At 63.4% G+C, this 18,941-nt stretch carries 20 protein-coding genes; 9 read left to right on the forward strand and 11 right to left on the reverse strand.

Annotation, left to right across the window (positions count from 1 at the left end):
- Positions 1-40 precede the first annotated feature (40 nt).
- Together ACCD03_RS09675 and ACCD03_RS09680 are read left to right on the forward strand one after the other, a co-directional pair.
- On the forward strand, positions 41-328 hold the full coding sequence (locus tag ACCD03_RS09675; protein ID WP_253540070.1) for a hypothetical protein: 288 nt from the start codon (positions 41-43) through the stop codon (positions 326-328).
- Positions 329-637: 309 nt separating this feature from the next.
- Positions 638-1,051: a GlcG/HbpS family heme-binding protein gene (locus ACCD03_RS09680; RefSeq protein ID WP_024972523.1), complete on the forward strand. Its 414-nt coding sequence runs from the start codon at positions 638-640 to the stop codon at positions 1,049-1,051.
- Positions 1,052-1,256: 205 nt separating this feature from the next.
- Here the strand turns inward: ACCD03_RS09680 and hemP are convergent, their stop codons facing one another.
- From hemP to ACCD03_RS09700, 4 genes are all read right to left on the reverse strand, one after another.
- A complete protein-coding gene (gene hemP / locus ACCD03_RS09685) occupies positions 1,257-1,538 on the reverse strand; it encodes a hemin uptake protein HemP (RefSeq protein ID WP_045203292.1) in 282 nt (93 codons plus the stop codon).
- A 225-nt stretch (positions 1,539-1,763) separates the two neighbouring features.
- Entirely contained in the window at positions 1,764-2,174 is a 411-nt protein-coding gene (locus ACCD03_RS09690; RefSeq protein ID WP_024975369.1) for an ExbD/TolR family protein, read from the reverse strand.
- 9 nt (positions 2,175-2,183) lie between these two features.
- Positions 2,184-2,912, reverse strand: a complete 729-nt coding sequence (locus tag ACCD03_RS09695) for a MotA/TolQ/ExbB proton channel family protein (protein WP_325655230.1) — start codon at positions 2,910-2,912, stop codon at positions 2,184-2,186.
- Between the two features lie 49 nt (positions 2,913-2,961).
- Entirely contained in the window at positions 2,962-3,618 is a 657-nt protein-coding gene (locus ACCD03_RS09700; RefSeq protein ID WP_413411422.1) for an energy transducer TonB, read from the reverse strand.
- A 515-nt stretch (positions 3,619-4,133) separates the two neighbouring features.
- Here ACCD03_RS09700 and ACCD03_RS09705 point away from each other — a divergent pair.
- From ACCD03_RS09705 to ACCD03_RS09730, 6 genes are all read left to right on the forward strand, one after another.
- A complete protein-coding gene (locus ACCD03_RS09705; RefSeq protein ID WP_413411423.1) occupies positions 4,134-6,455 on the forward strand; it encodes an AAA family ATPase in 2,322 nt (773 codons plus the stop codon).
- Positions 6,456-6,532: 77 nt separating this feature from the next.
- Entirely contained in the window at positions 6,533-7,813 is a 1,281-nt protein-coding gene (locus ACCD03_RS09710; protein ID WP_413411425.1) for a hypothetical protein, read from the forward strand.
- A 45-nt stretch (positions 7,814-7,858) separates the two neighbouring features.
- Positions 7,859-8,875, forward strand: coding sequence for a ubiquinone anaerobic biosynthesis protein UbiU (gene ubiU / locus ACCD03_RS09715; protein ID WP_045203287.1), 1,017 nt, complete (start codon positions 7,859-7,861; stop codon positions 8,873-8,875).
- 11 nt (positions 8,876-8,886) lie between these two features.
- The gene (locus tag ACCD03_RS09720; protein ID WP_413411426.1) at positions 8,887-9,771 is read left to right on the forward strand and encodes a U32 family peptidase; all 885 of its coding nucleotides are present in this window, start codon (positions 8,887-8,889) and stop codon (positions 9,769-9,771) included.
- Positions 9,768-10,193: a ubiquinone anaerobic biosynthesis accessory factor UbiT gene (gene ubiT / locus ACCD03_RS09725; protein ID WP_316667545.1), complete on the forward strand. Its 426-nt coding sequence runs from the start codon at positions 9,768-9,770 to the stop codon at positions 10,191-10,193. The genes ACCD03_RS09720 and ubiT overlap by 4 nt, the downstream gene beginning before the upstream one ends.
- Before the next feature lie 11 nt (positions 10,194-10,204).
- The gene (locus ACCD03_RS09730) at positions 10,205-10,594 is read left to right on the forward strand and encodes a putative zinc-binding protein (RefSeq protein ID WP_045203284.1); all 390 of its coding nucleotides are present in this window, start codon (positions 10,205-10,207) and stop codon (positions 10,592-10,594) included.
- Positions 10,595-10,614: 20 nt separating this feature from the next.
- On the opposite strand, the gene ACCD03_RS09735 is transcribed toward ACCD03_RS09730, so the two are convergent.
- The 5 genes from ACCD03_RS09735 to ACCD03_RS09755 all read right to left on the reverse strand — a co-directional run bounded on the left by ACCD03_RS09735 (position 10,615) and on the right by ACCD03_RS09755 (position 14,687).
- Positions 10,615-11,292 (reverse strand): Crp/Fnr family transcriptional regulator, encoded by a 678-nt coding sequence (locus ACCD03_RS09735; protein ID WP_045203283.1) that lies wholly within the window; start codon positions 11,290-11,292, stop codon positions 10,615-10,617.
- 4 nt (positions 11,293-11,296) lie between these two features.
- Positions 11,297-12,010 (reverse strand): anaerobic ribonucleoside-triphosphate reductase activating protein, encoded by a 714-nt coding sequence (locus ACCD03_RS09740; RefSeq protein WP_253540052.1) that lies wholly within the window; start codon positions 12,008-12,010, stop codon positions 11,297-11,299.
- The gene (gene nrdD, locus ACCD03_RS09745; RefSeq protein ID WP_045203281.1) at positions 11,973-12,149 is read right to left on the reverse strand and encodes an anaerobic ribonucleoside-triphosphate reductase; all 177 of its coding nucleotides are present in this window, start codon (positions 12,147-12,149) and stop codon (positions 11,973-11,975) included. Before nrdD ends, ACCD03_RS09740 begins: the two co-directional genes overlap by 38 nt.
- Positions 12,146-14,209, reverse strand: coding sequence for a ribonucleoside triphosphate reductase (locus tag ACCD03_RS09750; RefSeq protein WP_413411427.1), 2,064 nt, complete (start codon positions 14,207-14,209; stop codon positions 12,146-12,148). The genes nrdD and ACCD03_RS09750 overlap by 4 nt, the downstream gene beginning before the upstream one ends.
- A 136-nt stretch (positions 14,210-14,345) precedes the next feature.
- The gene (locus tag ACCD03_RS09755) at positions 14,346-14,687 is read right to left on the reverse strand and encodes a DHCW motif cupin fold protein (RefSeq protein ID WP_413411429.1); all 342 of its coding nucleotides are present in this window, start codon (positions 14,685-14,687) and stop codon (positions 14,346-14,348) included.
- A gap of 368 nt (positions 14,688-15,055) precedes the next feature.
- Here ACCD03_RS09755 and ACCD03_RS09760 point away from each other — a divergent pair, with 368 nt between their 5' ends.
- The gene (locus tag ACCD03_RS09760) at positions 15,056-16,339 is read left to right on the forward strand and encodes a dicarboxylate/amino acid:cation symporter (RefSeq protein WP_413411430.1); all 1,284 of its coding nucleotides are present in this window, start codon (positions 15,056-15,058) and stop codon (positions 16,337-16,339) included.
- Positions 16,340-16,399: 60 nt separating this feature from the next.
- On the opposite strand, the gene murI is transcribed toward ACCD03_RS09760, so the two are convergent.
- On the reverse strand, positions 16,400-17,248 hold the full coding sequence (gene murI, locus ACCD03_RS09765) for a glutamate racemase (RefSeq protein WP_413411431.1): 849 nt from the start codon (positions 17,246-17,248) through the stop codon (positions 16,400-16,402).
- A 14-nt stretch (positions 17,249-17,262) separates the two neighbouring features.
- Entirely contained in the window at positions 17,263-18,786 is a 1,524-nt protein-coding gene (locus ACCD03_RS09770; RefSeq protein WP_045203276.1) for a fumarate hydratase, read from the reverse strand.
- Positions 18,787-18,941 lie beyond the last annotated feature (155 nt).

The following is an 18,941-nucleotide window of genomic DNA, read 5'->3' on the forward strand; positions in this document are numbered from 1 at the left end:
CGCACGTCATGTTCGCAGTGTCATGACCGAAGGAGTCCTCATGCAAGTCACCACGCAACGCTTTGCAACGCGCACCTTGGTTGCAGCCGCAAGCGGCTTGGCCCTGGCGCTAGGCGCGGCGGTCGCGCACGCCGGCTCGATCGATCCATATCAGGCCACCCATAAGGTGAGCAGCGCCGATCCCTATACCGATGGAGCCAAGGTCAGCCGTGCTGATCCCTACACCGATGGCGCAAAAATGGGCCGCACCGACCCCTATACCGACGGGGCGAAGATGGGGCGCGCCGATCCATACACCGATGGCGCCTGCAGCGGCCGTCAGTCATAAACTGAGAGCGGCAGGTTTGCCGCCGTATCGCAACATCAAGCCCGGGCAATACCCGGGCTTTTTCTTTGTGCATCTTTCTGACGCATGCCGCGTGTTAACGTGGGCTCGCAAGGGACTAAGGAAACGCAGGCGTACGGCGCAGGCGGAACGATACTCAACGATACTGAAGTGCAGGAATGTATCGGCTCTTTTGCGTCATTGGTGCGGGATCATGCTGTGGAAGTGATCACTGCCGATGGCATACTTTTGCCTGATACGGGCTTTACACAGCCCTTGCGCCTTTGCATTACAACCACCAAGGAGAACGTCATGAAAACGAAACCGTGCCTGTGCCAGGACGATGTCACCAAGATCCTGGATGCTGCCGAGAAAGAAGCGCGCGCACACCAATGGAACGTGACGATCGCCGTGGTGGACGATGGCGGCCATCTGATGGGCCTGCGCCGCATGGACGGCTGCGCCACCATCTCGGCGTACATCGCTCCGGAAAAGGCGCGTACCGCAGCGCTGGGCCGTCGCGAGTCGAAGATCTACGAAGACATCATCAACAACGGTCGCATTTCGTTCCTGTCGGCGCCGCATCTGCAGGGCATGCTCGAAGGCGGTGTGCCGGTGATGGTGGAAGGCGTGTGTGCCGGTGCGGTGGGTGTGTCGGGCGTGAAGTCCACGGAAGACGTGGTGATCGCCAAGGCAGGCATTGCCGCTGTGAACGTGATCTGCTGATACGCAATCACGCTAGACGGATCAGCAAAGGGAAGGGCGCGGCAGTGGTCGCGCCTTTTTCTTTGGGCGCGCGATGCAGGGGAAAGAGCGGCGTGGCTGGCGGTCGTCTGGCCATGCAAACAGCAATGCGAAACGACGACGGCTGGCTAGGGCCGAATGTCTCCTGAGAGAGACGTCCCCACAAAAGCCGGTGCGTGTTGCGGTGTTACTTGGTAAGAATCAGCTTGCCGAAGCGCGTCACGCGCAGCGTGTAGATCGCGCCGTTATGGCGGATGGCGACGGCGTTCTGACCGGCAAAGAGTTGTTCGGAAGTCATTACCCGCGTGTCGCCGATGGTGGCGGGAAGATCCCGAACGGCTTCGGATGCTGTTGATGCGGCGGATGTTTCGGGCGCGGCATTCAGATCAGCGGGGCGCTTGCGAGCCACGATGACGTGACGACGACGCGTCACGGTGCGTCCTGCGTCTTGGTGTTCGGCAACATTCATAGCAATGTCCTGGCGAGCGAAAAACGAGGCTGGGGCGCTGGCTGGTGAAGCATTCCCAGCGAATGCGAGATAGATTAAATGCGAATCGTTATCATTACAAGTGTGATCTGAGAATGTGCTGATCCGTGCCCGAAAAAAAAACCGGGCGCGTGGCCCGGTTGCGTTAGGTTCTGAAGCGACGAACCCTCGAAGACGAGGTTCGTTGGGCATGGTGAAGCGTGCTGCCTAGTGCTGCGGCTCCGTCACGAAGCCGATGCGCGAAAGGCCGCCGCGCTGGATGGAGGCCATTACTTGCGCCACGCGCTCGTAGCGCACGTTGCGGTCAGCACGCAGGTGCATTTCCGGCTGCGGTTGTTGTTGCGCAGCCTGCGCGATGTCGGCTTGCAGCGTCGCCTCGTCAACGGGCTGGTTGTTCCAGAACACCTGGCCGTCTGCGTTGATCTCGACGTTCACGCTTTGCGGCTTGGCGTCGTCGGGTTTGTTGGACGCGCGCGGCAGGTCGATCTTCACCGCGTGGTTGATCACCGGAATGGTAATGATGAAGATGATCAGCAGCACCAGCATGACGTCGACCAGCGGCGTCATGTTGATCTCGCTCATCACCTCGTCGTCGCTGTCGAAAGATCCGAAGGACATGGTCTCTCCTTACTGCTGCTTGACCGCCGCCAGACGCACGCCGGCGTCGTCACGCGAAGTGCCCGGGCGCAGGCGCGCGCCGGTCACGAAGTAAGCGTGCAGGTCGTGCGCAAAGCGGTTGAGCTTGGCGATGATGGCCTTGTTGCCGCGCGTGAGGGCGTTGTAGCCGAGCACCGCCGGGATAGCGACGGCCAGACCGAAGGCGGTCATGATGAGCGATTCACCCACCGGGCCGGCCACCTTGTCGATGGTCGGCACGCCCACGGCGCCGATGCCGAGCAGGGCATGATAAATGCCCCACACCGTGCCGAACAGACCGACGAACGGTGCAGTGGAGCCGACCGATGCCAGTACGGCCAAGCCCGATTGCATCTGGCCCACCGACTCGTCGATAGCACTCTTTAGCGAGCGCGTGATCCAGTCGGAGATGTCCATCACATCGTGCAGCTGCGGCTGGCTGGCGCGATGGTGCTGTGCGGCCTCGCGGCCGGTTTGCGCCAACATGTGGAACGGGTTGTCCTTGGCTGAGCCCAGCGTCTGCATGGCGTGATCGAAATCATCCGAGTGCCAGAAACGCTTTTCAGCGCCGTGCGCCATCGACTTCAGGCGCACGATGTCCCATGCCTTGGTGAAGATGACGATCCACGAGGCGAGCGACATGATGAGCAGCAGAATTGCCGTGGCGCGGGTGACGATATCGCCTTGTGTCCAGAGGTGGGAAAGACCGAGTTCCTGCATGATGAATGTCCTGAATTGAGCGAGAGGCTAAGCGAGAAGCGGAATCGAATTAGTTATCGAGCTTGAAGACGAACGGCTTGCTGGCCACCACGGGCACGGCGTGGCCGTTCTGCTTGTAAGGGCTGCACTTGATGGCGCGCGCGGCATCAGTGGCGGCACGGTCAAGGCGCGGCGAGCCGGACGACGAGGTGACCGTCACGTTGGTGACTTCACCCGCCGTGCCGATGGAGATCTTGACCATGGCGCGGCCTTCTTCGCCCATTTTTTGCGACATGCTGGGATAGACGAGCGGCGGATCGCTGCACTGGATGTCGTTGATACCGACGCTGATCGGGCCAGACGAAACCGGTGCTGGCGCGGGCGTGGGTTCAGGAGCCGGTGCCGGCGGTGCAGGCGGCGCGGCGGGCACCACGGGAGCGTTGTCCGACGGCGGCAGCGTGGGCGTCGGCATCGGCGTGGGCTTGGGTTGCGCGACCGGCTTGACGATGTTGACGGGCTTGGGCGCCTCTTGCTTGACCGGCTGCTGCTTGGGCGGCTCCGGTTGCTTGATCGGCTCGGGCGCGGCCGGAATGATGTGCGCCTGGATTTCCAGCGGTTCTTCGACAGGCGGGCGGGGGGCGATCAGGCCGAGCTGGATCATCATCAGCACGCCCGCGTGCAGCAACAGCACGACCACCAGAATCTTGAGAGTACGAGGGTGAATCATCAACGACCGGGAATCGAAAGCAGAAAAAAGGAATGCAATGCGATGGTGGTGGGATGAACAACGAAAGCGGCCAGCGTTAGCGCTTGCCGAAGACGATCAGTGAAACCCCAATGCTGATGAGCAGACTCAGGAGCAATTCCATGGCGCCTAGCGTTGAAGCCGGCGGGGTCACCGCCAGCGTGACAGGTATTGTAGGCCTGCAACTGCAACAGTGTTGCGACAACTGAGCACAGTTTGCGTTCAGCCTATTGTGTCGATAGGTAAAGTATAAACGATAATGATTCCTATTTGCGAAGAAATTCCCTGTCTTTCGTGGGGTGAGGCTCACGTCCAGACGGCTGATGGCGAGAAACTGCCTGTGCAGGCGGTGGGCCATTCAAGACGCCTCGGGCTCGCCACTTGCAAAGACACGGGTCCACCCGGGGTACGCTGTGTGCGCAAACGCGCTAGGATGAAAATCATTCAAACACGGTGACCGGCCGGCCAACCGTGAAACGGGGAAGAAGGGGGCGACCATGGATGAAGCCAACCTCAACATGGACGACGCTGACGACGATGGTACGTTCGTCCCCACGGGCGGCAGGCAGCCGCAGGCGCTGCTGTTGTCGTCGCTCGATTCCATGTGTGCACAATTTGCGCTGCGCACGGTCTGTGCGATGGGCCTGCGCTTCAACCTGCGCACCAATATCAATGACATTCTCACCGTTTGCGCGCCGGAGCTGATCTGGCCCGTCACGGTCATCCAGCGGCTGCAGCGCTTTCTGTCTGCACGCTGCGCCGACATGCCGGGCTGGCGCGCGGTCGGCAAGCTCGACCTGCCCACCTTCATGGACCGCCACGGCCAGTGGAGCAGCGCCTTCGATGAAGGCTCGCTGTTCTATTACCTCGACGAGTACGTCAAGCATCACGCCAAAGACATGTTCACCGTGTTTGGCGCGTCGTGCGATGCGCTGGGCGAGCGGCTCTCCGGTGAACGTGTCCTGCTCGTCGGCAACATCGACATGTTGGCCCGCGTGCTCGGCCTGCCGCCGCACGAACGCGCGCTGCTGTTGTTTGCTTCCCTGGTGAAATACAAGCGCGACCTGCGAGCGGTGATGGTCGATTGCAAGGTCGCGCACAGCCAGGAAGCGTTCCAGCTGCTCGCCAGCCTGGCGGGGGCGAGCACGTCCGAAGTTGCTGCGTCATTGCGGCCCGGTTCGCGGCTGGAGACGTTGGGTCTCATCGAGCCGCCGCTGCCCGAGAACAGCGTCACCGACCTGGGCGATCTGATGCGCATCTCCGACCGCCTTCTGCACGTGCTGCTGGGCGACTACGCCAGCGAGGCGGACATGATGGCCGTCTTCACGCGGCCCGCCCCGTCGACCACGCTGTCGCAGTCCGATTACCCGCATGTGGAAACCGATGCGCGCTACCTGACCGCGCTGTTGGAGAACGCCTCGCAGCAGCGTGCCTCGGGCGTCAACATCCTGCTGTACGGCGCGCCTGGCACCGGCAAGACGGAACTCGCGCGCGTGCTGGCGCGTGACGCCGGTTGCGAACTGTACGAAGTGGATTGCCTCGACAAGGACGGCAACAGCCTCACGGGCAAAGACCGCTACCGCTCGCTGCAGGTGTCGCAGGCGTTCCTGCGCGGGCGGCCCGGCGCGGTACTGCTGTTCGACGAGGTGGAGGATGTGTTCCCCGGCCCGACGCGCGAACTGATGAGTCTCTTCGGCCACGAAGAGCCGCGTGGCTCGGTCAACGGCAAGGCGTGGGTGAACCAGACCCTGGAGCAGAACCCCGTGCCGGTGATCTGGGTGTCGAATTCCATCCGCCAGATCGACCCGGCGTATCTGCGCCGCTTCCAGTTCCACCTTGAGCTGAAGGTGCCGCCGCCGACGGTGCGCGAGAGCATCATCCGCAAGCATCTGGAAGGGCTGGAGGTGTCGGACGCGTTCATGGCCAAGCTGGCGGCGCGCAAGACGCTCACACCTGCGCAGATCGATTCTGCCGCACGCTTTGCCCGCCTGACGCAGCCGGCAATGGAAGAGCCCGCCGAGTCACTGATCGAGCGTCAGCTTGACCACGCTGATCAGGCGATGGGCTTGCGGCCCGACGTGCAGGCGCATCGCGTCGTGACCGAATACAAGCTGGACTATCTGAACTTGGAAACCCGGTTTTCTGTCGAGCGCATCATCGAAGCGCTGCGCGCGCGGCGACGCGGCACGCTGTGCTTCTACGGGCCGCCGGGCACGGGCAAGACGGTGCTGGCCGAGCACATCGCGGCGCAGCTCGACATGCCGTTGATGATTCGCCGCGCGTCGGACTTGATGAGCAAGTACGTTGGCGAAACCGAGCAGCAGATTGCGGCGATGTTCTCGCGAGCCGAAGAAGAGCGCGCTCTGCTCCTGCTCGACGAGGCGGACAGTTTCATGCAGAGCCGCCAGGGCGCGGTGCGCAATTACGAAGTGTCAGAAGTCAACGAGATGCTGCAGGGCATGGAGCGCTTTGACGGCATCTTCGTCTGTACGACCAACTTGTTTGATCGGATTGACGAGGCGGCGCTGCGGCGGTTTGCGTTCAAGATCCGCTTCAAGCCGCTGGTGCGCGCACAGCGCGAACAGATGTTCATTGCGGAAGCGCTGGGCGGCAAAGCCGAGGCGCTCAAGCCTGTGTGGCGTGAGATGCTGGCGTCGCTCGACATGCTCACGCCGGGCGACTTTGCGGTGGTCAAGCAGCAGTCTTTGCTGTTGGGCGAGACGCTTGATCCGGAAGCCTTCCTCGCACAACTGCGGCAGGAGCATTCCATCAAGCCGGAACTGCGCGAGCGGCGTTCCATCGGATTCACACCGCGCTGACGCTTAACGCACATCAAGCGCATGCAGACGCATCTCCGCTAACGTGGTCGGCTGGACAAAGATATTCAGCCGCCCCGATGCCAACCGCCCCCACGCTGTTCTACGAACGCATGCCGCCCGCCGGCGTGGTGTTCGGCTGCCTGCTGCCGGTGCCGTGGGTGGGCGCGGCGGCTGGTCTTCTGCTGGCGCTGGGGCCGTCTGCGGGTTTGCCTGACCGATTTGCGCCGCTGTCGCTCGCGCTGGTTCACGCCTTGGCCGTCGGCATGCTCTTGCCGGCGATGCTCGGTGCGCTATTTCAATTGCTTCCCGTGGTGGCCGGCGTGCCTGTGCGTGGCGCGAGATGGGTGTCGCCGTGGGTGGCGCTCTCGTGCGTGGCAACGGCATCTGCACTTGCAACGGGTTTCCTGGGCGCGGACCATCGCGCGTTCGTGCTGGCTGCATGGTTGGGGGCGCCGCTGCTGGCCGTGCCCGCCGCGTTGATCGTCCTTGCGGGGATGCGCGTGGTGCAGACGCGCAGCACGCATGCGACAGTGCGAACACTGCGCCGCATCGGCTGGGCGGTGTTGGCAACGCTGGCCAGCGGTGCAACGCTCGCCACGGCATTGGCCAGCGGATGGTTCGCGCCATCATCCGGGCTGCTGGCTTTGCATGTCGGCTGGGGCCTCGGCGGCTGGCTGGCAACGTTGGTCGCGGGTGTGGCGTCGACCGTGCTGCCGATGTTCTGGCAGACGCGGCGTTTGCCGGAGCCTTGGCATCGGCTGATGCCGTGGTGGCTGTGGGCACCGCTGATCATTGGCACTCTGTGGGGCGTCGGGCGCGGCGCGGTGCTTTGGCAATCGTGGGGCTGGCTCGCGCTGGCAGCGCTGGCGATGGTGGGCGTGCATGCCGTGCGCAGCGCGCGTCGTCGGCACGATCCGGGCTGGCGGCTGTGGCTGGCGGCTTCCGTCGCCTGGCTGGTGGTTGCCGTGCTGGGTCTGACCGCGTCCTGGCTGCCGACAGACTGGCCCATCGCGTGGGAGATCGGCGTGCTGGCCCTCGTGGGCGGCGGCGTGCTGCCTGTCAATGCGATGCTCGGCAAGATCATCCCGTTCATGATCTGGATGCACCTGCGCAGGCGGGTGCCGCGGCATGTACGGCTACCGGCCATGCAAACGTTGATCGGCGAGCGGCAACAGCACTGGCATGCTCGCCTGCTGCTGCTCGTGTTGCTGGCATTGTTGCTGGTGCCGTTACAGCCTGAACGGATGGCGGTGATTGCTGGCGTGCTATTCGCGCTGTCGCACGTGTGGCTGGGGGCGATGCTGTGCCGGGCGTTGCTGACGTTTCGCCGTGTCTCGCGAGCGTTTGCGCCCGGTTGACGGAACGCAAAACCACATTGGCGGACAAGTCGCAGACTGGCCGCCATGACACAGAACGCTTCCCCCATTGAACTGGTGGCGCCCGCAGGCAGCCTGGCCGCACTCAAGGCGGCCGTGGAGGCCGGGGCTGATACCGTCTACCTCGGCTTGAAGAACGCCACTAACGCGCGCAACTTCGCCGGCCTGAACTTTACCGAGAACGACATCCGCGCTGGCGTTGAATATGCGCATCGGAAAGGGCGACAGGTGCTGTTTGCCATCAACACGTTTCCGCAGCCCGGCCGCGCCATCGAGTGGCGCATGGCCGTCGATGCCGCCTACATGCTGGGCGCCGATGCCGTCATCCTGGCCGACCCCGGGTTGATGGCCTATGCGCGCGACCGCTATCCAAACCTTCGGCTGCATCTGTCAGTGCAGGGTTCGGCTACGCATGCCGGCGCCATTGAGCTGATGCGCGAGCAGTTCGGCATCCACCGCGCCGTGCTCCCGCGTGTGCTGACCTTGACCGAAGTCGAACGCGTGATCCAGCAGACGTCGGTGCAGATCGAGGTGTTCGGCTTTGGCAGCCTGTGCGTGATGGCCGAAGGGCGTTGTCTGTTGTCGTCGTATGCCACGGGCGATTCGCCTAACAACAAGGGCGTGTGTTCGCCAGCGCATGCGGTGCGCTGGGTGGAGCGCGACGGCAGCCTGGATGCCCGCCTGAACAACATCATGATCGACCAATACGCACCGGGCGAACCGGCCGGGTATCCGACGCTGTGCAAGGGGCGCTTCCTCGTCGACGGCGAGGTCGACCACGTGCTGGAAGAGCCCACGAGCCTCAATGCGCTCAGCCTGTTGCCCAGGTTGATCGCCATGGGCGTATCGGCAATCAAGATCGAGGGGCGCCAGCGCAGTCCGGCGTACGTTGCGCAGGTGGTGGCCACATTGCGCGCCGCATTGGATGCGGCACAGGCGGACCCGGCGCGCTTTTCCGTCAAGCCCGACTGGCAGGCGGCACTCGTGCGCCACGCAGAAGGCGCGCACGTCACGCAAGGCGCGTTTGATCGCCCCTGGAAATAGAAAGGCACATCATGTCCTACGAAATTTCGCTTGGTCCGCTGCTGTATTACTGGCCGCGGCTACAGACGTTCGACTTCTACGCGGAGGTTGCCGCCAGCCCTGTCGACATCGTCTACGTGGGCGAGACGGTCTGCAGCCGCCGCCACGAATTGCGCGCGGACGACTGGCTCGATATCGCGGCCATGCTGCGCGAGGCGGGCAAATCGGTGGTGCTATCAACGCGCACGCTCATCGAAACCAGCGCCGAAGCGCAGGCGTTGCGCAAGCAATGTCAGCAGGACGACTGGATGGTCGAAGCCGGCGAGCTTGGCGCTGTGCGGTTGCTGAACGGCCGGCCATTCGTTGCAGGGCCGCATTGCAACGCGTATCACGGCGCGACGCTGGCATGGCTGGCGGGGCTGGGCGCGGTGCGTGCGGTCATGCCGCTGGAGATGAGCCAGGCCACACTGGCCGATCTGATGCATGAGAAGCCTGCCGAGCTGGCGATCGAAGCGATGGTGTGGGGACGCTTGCCGCTGGCATTTTCCGCACGCTGCTTTACGGCGCGACACTTTCGCCTCAACAAGGACGACTGCGGTTTCCGCTGCATCGAGCATCCTGATGGCCTGGCGGTGCGCACGCGCGAAGGGCAGGAATTTCTCGCCATCAACGGTATCCAGACGCAATCGGGGCAATGTCTCGACATTCTCGATCAGGCGCCCGCGCTGTCTGCGCTGGGCGTGAAGGTGCTGCGTGTCAGCCCGCAATCGCAAGGCACGCTGGAGGCTGTGGCGGCACTGGATGCACTGCGCCTTGGCCTGCCTGTGCGGGACGTGCAGCCTCCGGAGGGCATTGGACGCTGCAACGGCTACTGGCACGGGCAGTCCGGCATTGAATGGCTGGAGGCGCCGCAATGACGCGACTGCGCCCACCTGAAGTGTTCGTCCGCATGGCGCGTAGCCTACCGGTGCCGCTGACATCGTTCCCGTTTGTGATGGGCCTCGATCTGGCCCGGCGCCTGTCTTGGCTGACGCCGCCCCCGGAACTGGAAGGGCGGCGCTTTGCCATCACCGTGGAAGACCTCGGCCTGCGCGCCTGCTTTTGCTGCCGCGGTGGAGCGTTCCACACGCTTTCCGCGTCAAGCCCCGAACCCGAACTGGAGTTGCGTGCCGGCGTGGGCGATTTCGTTGCGCTCATTCGCGGCACTGCCGACGCAGACACGCTCTTCTTCCAACGCCGCCTCAAGATTGCGGGTGACACGGAGCTGGGGCTGATCGTCAAGAACTGGCTCGATGCGGCTGCACGCCCGGCGTGGCTTGCACGCTGGCAATCGCGATAGCGAGGGGCGCCATGTCATCACGTGCATTGCCGCTCGTCTATGCATGCTCGGGTTGTTCGAGTGTGGCGCAAGCGGCAAACCGCCTGGCCGTCGATCTGGACCGCGCAGGCAGGGCAGAGATGTCCTGCATCAGCGGTGTCGGCGGCGGGGTGCGCGCGCTCGTCAAGACAGCACGCAGCGGGCGCCCCATTCTTGCGCTCGACGGTTGCGCACTGGCGTGCGTCAAGGCCTGCCTGGCAACGGCGGGCGTGGCGCCAGATATTCACCTCGTGCTCAACCAGTGCGGCGCCAAGAAGCGTTATCACGCCGATTGCAGTGACGATGAATTGACTGCCGCCGCCGCGCTGGTGGATGACGCCGTCAACACGCTCCAGCATCGCCTCGACACCGCAGGCGATTGATCCGCATTGGCTTGCTGCTTTTATCCCGCCATGAGCTGGCGCTGCAACGCCGTGGTGTTCGGGATGACAACCTCGCGGCCTTCCACCCGGATCAGCCCGTCGCGAATCAATTGACGCAGCGTGCGGGAAAGCGTGGCCGGCGCCAGCCCCAGCTTGGACGCGACCAGGCTCTTGCTGCATGGAAACCGCGTGCGGTCAAACTTGCGCGGCAGCGAGAGCAGATACCCGATCAGCCGTTCATTGGCGCTTTGCAGGTTCACGGTTTCGATGTCGCACATCAACGTGTGCAAGCGCGCGGACAGCCCTGCGAGCATCTGCCGCGCAAGGCGCGGATGCACGTGCAGTGCGTCGTCGATGGCGCGCTTGTCGATCCAGACCAGCAGGCTGTCTTCCATGGCTTGTGCATCTGCCGCGTAAGGGCGGTTCAGGAACATGAAGGGCTCGCCAAAGCACTCGCCGGGCCCGAAGAATTCAATGACCTTGCATTGGCCGTGCGCCCCCGGCAATACGAGCTTGATCGCGCCGACCACCACGACATAGAAACCATCTGCCCGATCGCCGCGGTGAAACGCGAAGTCGTGCCGCAACACACGCACTGCGTGGCTGTCTCGCGTGAGCACAGCCATGTCATCGTCGTCGAAGTCCAGGAACAGCGGGCTGTGCTTGAGCAGATCGCCCACATTGAGGGGGTCTTGCATGGTGTCACCGGCAACAGAAAGAAGAAAAACAGGCGGCCAATGCGCGCTGGGCGCCCTCGCTGGGCAGCGTGATGGCCGGGGTTCCGGGGGCACTTCGGTAGGCTTGTAGTGCGTAGTGTTTCACGCCGCGTTGGCTGAGGTTTTGCGCCAGCGCAAGAAGCTGCGGTTCGGGCAACCAGTCGGGGTGCCACGTGGTGCGGCACTCGAATGCGGCGCCGTTCTGTAGCAGAAGATCCAGACACGCGTCGACCGGCGCAGCGCTGCCGCGGCGGCCCGTGAGTGCATCGTAGCGCGGTGCGCTGGTCTTGATGTCGAGTCCCACCCAGTCCACCAGCGGCAGTACATCGGCCAGGCGCGCCGGATAAATGCCGCCGGTGTGCAGGCCAATCTTGTAGCCCAGCGCGCGCACGTCGCGCATCAGTTGCGGCAACTGCGGCTCGCTCAGCGGTTCACCGCCGGAAAAGACAACCGCGTCGAGCAGCCCCACGCGGCGCTGCAGAAAGGCAAAGACGTCGTCCCAGTCCAGCGTGCGGGCCCGCGTTTGCAGGTGCGGGTTGTGGCAGTAATGACAGCGCCACGGGCAGCCGGCCACGAACACCACTGCCGCAAGCTGCCCGGGCCAGTCGACGCTGGAGAACGGTGCCAGGCCGCCGATGGCCGGCGGCGGGCAGTGCGGTGGCTCAGCGGGCGCGGTCTTCAACAAAGAAGCGGCGTTCACGGAATTCCCCTTGCTTGCCGATGTTGAACGAGCTGACGGGCCGGTGATAGCCCATCACGCGTGTCCAGACTTCGCAGCGCGTGCGCTGGCTGTCGTCGAGTGCAACGGTGAGGTTGGTGGTGTGTGCAACGGTGCTCATACGGAGGCTCCTTCGTGATGGAGGTGGGTGGAAGAACCTGGAGTGCCCGCCGTTGTGCAACCGCACTTGTCGCTAGGCTGCTGTGCCAGCAGTTCCGCGTCGCATTTCGGACAGAACGCGTGATGGCCGGACAGGTAGCCGTGCTTCGGGCAGATCGAAAACGTCGGGGTGATGGTGATGTACGGCAGGCGGAAGTTCGCCAGCGCGCGCCGTACGAGTTCCTTGCACGCCTGCGGCGAGGAAATGGCTTCGTTCATGTACAGGTGCAGCACCGTGCCGCCCGTGTATTTGCTCTGCAGCGCTTCCTGCCGCGCCAGTGCTTCGAACGGGTCGTCGGTGTAGCCGACGGGTAACTGGCTGGAGTTGGTGTAGTACGGCTGTTCTGTCGTACCGGCCTGCAGGATGCCTGGCCAGCGCTTGCGGTCTTCGCGGGCGAAGCGGTAGGTCGTGCCCTCTGCAGGCGTGGCTTCGAGGTTGTACAGGTGCCCCGTCGCCTCCTGGAATTCGGTCATGCGCTGACGCACGTGGTCGAGCAGGCGCACCGCCATGGCGTGGCCGAATGGCGTGGTGATGTCGTCGGCGTCGCACGTGAAGTTGCGCACCATCTCGTTGATGCCATTCACGCCGAGCGTACTGAAGTGGTTGCGCAGCGTGCCCAGGTAGCGTCGCGTGTACGGATACAGCCCCTGGTCGATCAGGCGCTGGACGAACTTGCGTTTGACTTCCAGCACGTCGCGGCCGAGAGCGAGCAGCGTATCGAGCCGCGCCAGCAGCGCCGCCTCATCGCCCGCGTAGAGATAGCCCAACCGCGCGCAGTTCACCGTCACCACGCCAATGGAACCAGTCTGCTCAGCAGAGCCGAACAACCCATTGCCGCGCTTGAGCAGTTCGCGCAGGTCGAGCTGCAGGCGGCAACACATCGAGCGCACCATGTGCGGCTCCAGATCGGAATTGAGGAAGTTCTGGAAGTAGGGCAGCCCGTAGCGGGCCGTCATCTCGAACAGCAACGTGGTGTTGGGGTGTTCCCAATCGAAATCCGGCGTGATGTTGTAGGTGGGAATCGGAAACGTGAACGCGCGGTCCTTTGCATCGCCCGCCATCATGACCTCGATGTACGCGCGGTTGATCATGTCCATCTCGGGCTGAAGATCGCCGTAGGTGAACGGCATCTCTTCGCCGCCGATGTACGGAATCTGCTCGCGCAGGTCGGCAGGGCAAGTCCAGTCGAACGTGAGGTTGGTGAACGGCGTCTGCGTTCCCCAGCGGCTGGGCACATTCAGGTTGTAGATCAGCTCTTGCATGGACTGCTTGACCGCCGCATACGACATTGCATCGCGGCGGATGAACGGCGCCATGTACGTATCAAACGAACTGAACGCCTGCGCGCCAGCCCATTCGTTCTGCAGCGTGCCGAGAAAGTTGACGATCTGTCCGATGGCTGCAGACATATGCCGCGGCGGCGTCGCTTCCACCTTGCCCGGCACGCCGTTGAATCCCTCCGTCAGCAACTGCCGCAACGACCAGCCTGCGCAGTAGCCCGACAGCATGTCGAGATCGTGGATGTGGATGTCGCCCTCGCGATGCGCTGCGCCCGCTTCGGGGCTGTAGACGTGCGAAAGCCAGTAGTTGGCCGTGACCTTGCCTGCCACGTTCAAGATCAGACCGCCAAGGCTGTACCCCTGATTGGCGTTGGCGTTGACCCGCCAGTCGCGCTGCTCGAGGTACTCGTCCATCGTGCTCTCGACGTCGACCAGCGTGTGCTTGAGTGAACGCAGCCGGGCGTGCTGCTCGCGGTAGACGATGTAGGCACGCGCGGTGCGCCAATAGCCGGCGTCCACCAGCACCTCTTCCACACAGTTCTGGATGATTTCGATAGCGGGGCAGGGGAGCGGGTCGAGATGTTCGAGCACGCCCGTGGTCAGGCGCAGCGCTTCGACGGCGTCGAATTCACCCGTGGCCTGCCCGGCTGCCGCGATGGCCTGGCGGATCTTTTGCGCATCAAACGGAGCCAATGAACCGTCGCGCTTGGTGACTTGCCTAGTGACCTGTGTGCCCGTCATGAGGTACTCCATCTAGTGGTATGGAGTCAGACTAGCACTACATATTGTGGTTGGTGAGCCCTAAAGACCTTGATTTTTGAATCGCTTGACCCCGGTCAACCGGGGCCGCGTGCGACGCGGAAAGTGCGTCGCGCTGTCAGTCGACGATGAACAGCCGGGCGCCGTTCCTGGTGTACGACTGATGGGCTTCCGCATCGTCGCCCACCTGATAGCTCATGCCGGGCGTGAGGATGAACTTGCGGCCATCTTCCAGTGTAGTTTCCAGCTCGCCATCCAGGCAGAACAGGATGTGGCCCTTCCTGCACCAATGGTCAGCCAGGTAGCCGGGCGTGTACTCGACCATGCGCACACGGATGCGGTTTGACTCGTCCCCAAAGTAACGGGTGCGCCAGATCGCCATGCCGGTCTCGCCAGTGTGTTCGGTAGGTTCAACGGTGGACCAGTCGGTCGTGCCAAAGGCGAAGGGCACCATTTTCATCGGGGACTCCGGTGGGTGACGTAAGCCCATGATGGTATCAGCGGCTTACGTGGCGCAGGCGTCGCATTTAATGCGCTCGAAACGGCGCTTGTTGGTGCGCCGTGACGGCATTGCGTGCGGCTCAATAATCCGCTTCTCACCGGCTGGTTTCACTGCCCGTGCGGCATTGCAGCAAGGTTTCAACGGCGCCAGATCAATGTATGCAGAAATTGCATGGTGCCATGCAACATCGACATAACGATCGCCATGCGCTTGTCTAATATCGTCGCTTTTTACAAAGCGTGACGAAGTTGGGCCAGCCCTGGCCCCATGAGATCCGCGTCTATCGCGCGCCGTCCCTCCGGCCACGGTATTCCTTGGAGAAAGTCTTGAACACCAAACGTCTGACCTCCCATATCGGGCTGGCAATGCTGCTGGGCATTGCCGTCGGCTGGGGCTGCCACGAATATGCCAAGGACGCTGCGGCGGCCAAGGACATCGCTTCGTACTTCAGCATCATCACCGACATCTTCCTGCGCATGATCAAGATGATCATCGCGCCGCTGGTGTTCTCGACGCTGGTGACGGGCCTGGCAAGCATGAGCGGCGGTCGCTCGGTCGGCCGCGTGGGTCTGCGCGCGATGATCTGGTTTGTGTGTGCATCGGCCACGTCGCTGGCGCTGGGCATGCTGCTGGTCAACTTCTTCCAGCCGGGTGTGCACATGAACCTCGCGCTGCCGGATGTGTCGGCCACGTCGGGCCTGAAGACGGGTGATTTCACGCTCAAGGCCTTCATCACGCACGTGTTCCCGCGCAGCATCGTGGAAGCCATGGCCACCAACGAGATCCTGCAGATCCTGGTGTTCTCGCTGTTCTTCGGCGCTGCGCTGTCGACCATGAAGAACCCGATGGACAGCGTGATCGGCCGTGGCCTGGAAGAGCTGACCAAGCTGATGTTCCGCATTACCGACTACGTGATGCGCTTTGCGCCGCTGGGTGTGTTTGCCGCCATGGCCGCCGCCATCACGGTGGAAGGCGTGGGTGTGCTGTGGACCTACGGCAAGCTGATCGGTGAGTTCTACCTGGGTCTGGCGCTGCTGTGGGCGATCCTGTTCTTTGTCGGCTACCTTCTGCTGGGCCGCTCGCTGGGCCGCCTGCTGGGGCTGATTCGCGAGCCGACGCTGCTGGCGTTTGCCACCGCAAGCAGCGAATCCGCTTATCCGAAGACGATCGAGGCGCTGGACCGCTTTGGCGTGCCCAAGCGCATCTCCAGCTTCGTGCTGCCGCTGGGTTACTCGTTCAACCTGGATGGCTCGATGATGTACCAGGCATTTGCGGTGCTGTTCATCGCGCAGGCCTACAACATCGAGATGAGCTTCACCCAGCAACTGACGCTGCTGCTGGTCCTGATGCTCACGAGCAAGGGCATGGCCGGTGTGGCGCGTGCCTCGCTGGTGGTGGTGGCGGCCACGCTGCCGATGTTCCACCTGCCGGAAGCGGGTCTGCTGCTGATTATCGGCATCGACCAGTTCTTCGACATGGGCCGCACGGCCACCAACGTGATCGGCAACAGCCTGGCCACCGCCGTGGTGGCGAAGTATGAGCCGGCAGAAGAGGATGCGGTGGCGGAAGCCGCCGAACCTGCAATGCAGCCGCAGCCAAACGTCGGCTGACCATAAGCCAAGATGACAGCGCGCCGCCTTTCAGGGCGGCGTTGTCATATTTGGACGGCGTTATTCGGGCTGAGAGGCGAGCGAGGTCACGGCCGGGCTCAGGGGCGCATCGCCAATGTCGACGCGCTGTGCCATCGGCGACTCTCCCAGCAATGCAGCCACCATGGCTTGCAGCGGAAGCACGTCGCCGGTGCTCATGAAGCGTGGCGATGCGGCTTGGCCCGATGCCTGCAATCCCGCTGCCGCCAGCGTGCGGCCTAAATGGCGCGCGACGGCGTGACCGGTGTCGATCAATGTCAGCCGGTCGCCCGCAATCTCGCGGATGGCATCTTCCAGAAATGGGTAGTGCGTGCAGCCGAGCACCAGCGTGTCGGCATTCGCGTCGAGCATCGGCTGTAGATAGGCCTGCAGCAACTCAAGCACCGCAGGCGAGTGGGTATCGCCGCGCTCGATCAGGGGGACGAGGCCATAGCCCGGTTGGCTCAGCACCTTGCAATCGCCGGAGGCAGCTGCCAGCAGGCGTGCAAATTTCTCGCTGCGCAGCGTGCTTTCGGTGGCGAGCACGCCAACCACACGGCTCTTCGACGTGGCAACCGCTGGCTTCAAGCCCGGCTCGACGCCAATCACCGGCACCGCCAGCTTTTCGCGCAGCACGTGCACAGCTTGCGCCGTGGCGGTATTGCACGCGATCACCAGTGCCTTGCAGCCTTGGTCGACCAGCCATTCGCACACTTGCAGCGTGCGCTCGGCAATGTATTCGGGAGATTTTTCCCCGTACGGGGCATGGCGGGAATCCGCCAGGTAGAGAAGCGATTCGGCCGGCAGTTCGGCGCGAATCGCGCGCAGGACGGAGAGCCCCCCAAGGCCAGAGTCAAAGACTCCGACCGGTGCCTGCGCGCGTGTCGTCATATCGCGTGAATGGATCAGCCTGCTGCGACGGGAATCTTGCCGATCTTCGCTTGCCATTCCGCCGGGCCGGTCTTGTGGACCGATGTGCCCGAGCTGTCCACGGCGACGGTGACAGGCATGTCCTTCACGTCGAATTCGTAGATGGCTTCCATGCCCAGGTCTTCAAACGCCAGCACCTTCGAGCCGCGGATGGCCTTCGACACCAGGTACGCCGCGCCGCCCACGGCCATCAGGTAAGCCGACTTGTGCTTCTTGATGGAATCGATGGCGACGGGGCCGCGCTCGGCCTTGCCCACCATGGCAATCAGGCCCGTCTGCGCGAGCATCGTCTCGGTGAACTTGTCCATGCGCGTGGCCGTGGTCGGGCCTGCCGGGCCAACGACTTCATCGCGCACCGGGTCGACCGGGCCGACGTAGTAGATCACGCGGTTGGTGAAGTCGATGGGCAGCTTCTCGCCCTTGGCCAGCATGTCGGCGATGCGCTTGTGTGCGGCATCGCGGCCCGTCAGCATCTTGCCGTTGAGCAGCAACGTCTGGCCCGGCTTCCACGAAGCAACTTCTTCCGGCGTGAGCGTGTTCAGATCCACGCGTTTGGACGTTTCCGTGTTCGGTGCCCACTCGACCTTCGGCCATTGCGACAGGTCCGGCGCTTCCAGCTTGGCGACGCCGCTGCCGTCCAGCGTGAAGTGCGCGTGGCGTGTGGCAGCGCAGTTCGGGATCATGGCGACCGGCAGGTTGGCTGCGTGGGTCGGATAGTCCAGGATTTTCACGTCGAGCACGGTGGCCAGGCCGCCCAGGCCTTGCGCGCCAATGCCCAGCGCGTTGACCTTTTCGTACAGCTCGATGCGCAGCTCTTCAGCGCGGTTGCTCGGGCCGCGGGCGATCAGGTCTTGAATGTCGATCGGCTCCATCAGTGCTTCCTTGGCCAGCAGCATGGCCTTTTCAGCCGTGCCGCCAATGCCGATGCCCAGCATGCCCGGCGGGCACCAGCCCGCGCCCATGGTCGGCACGGTCTTGAGCACCCAGTCGACGATGGAATCCGACGGATTCAGCATCACGAACTTCGACTTGGCTTCCGAGCCGCCGCCCTTGGCCGCGACAATCACATCCACCGTGTCGCCCGGCACGATCGACATGTTGATCACGGCCGGGGTGTTGTCCTTCGTGTTGGTGCGCTTGCCGGCCGGGTCGGCCAGCACGCTTGCGCGCAGCTTGTTGTCGACGTCGTTGTACGCGCGGCGCACGCCTTCGTTGACCATGTCTTCCAGGCTCATCGTGGCGCCGTCCCAGCGCACGTTCATGCCGACCTTCAGGAAGACGGTGACGATGCCGGTGTCCTGGCAGATCGGACGCTTGCCTTCAGCGCACATGCGGCTGTTGGTCAGGATTTGCGCGATGGCATCCTTGGCGGCCGGGCTCTGCTCCTGCTCATAGGCGCGGCCCAGAGCAGTGATGTAGTCCATCGGGTGGTAGTAGCTGATGTACTGCAGGGCGTCGGCGACGCTCTGGATGAGGTCTTCTTGACGAATGACGGTCATGGTGGGGGACCAACGTATAGGAATGAAAAGCCGGTGCGGCAGGGCAGTGGTCAGTGACTTTTGCTGCCTGCCTGTGGCCTGGACGGCGGGCGCCGCAGGCTCAGAACAGCCTGAGATCATACACCCAATGTCGGGCGCGGATTGTCCGAGCGCGT

Origin of the sequence: Ralstonia sp. Ralssp135 (genome assembly GCF_047304345.1) — a bacterium.
GTDB lineage: Bacteria > Pseudomonadota > Gammaproteobacteria > Burkholderiales > Burkholderiaceae > Ralstonia > Ralstonia chuxiongensis.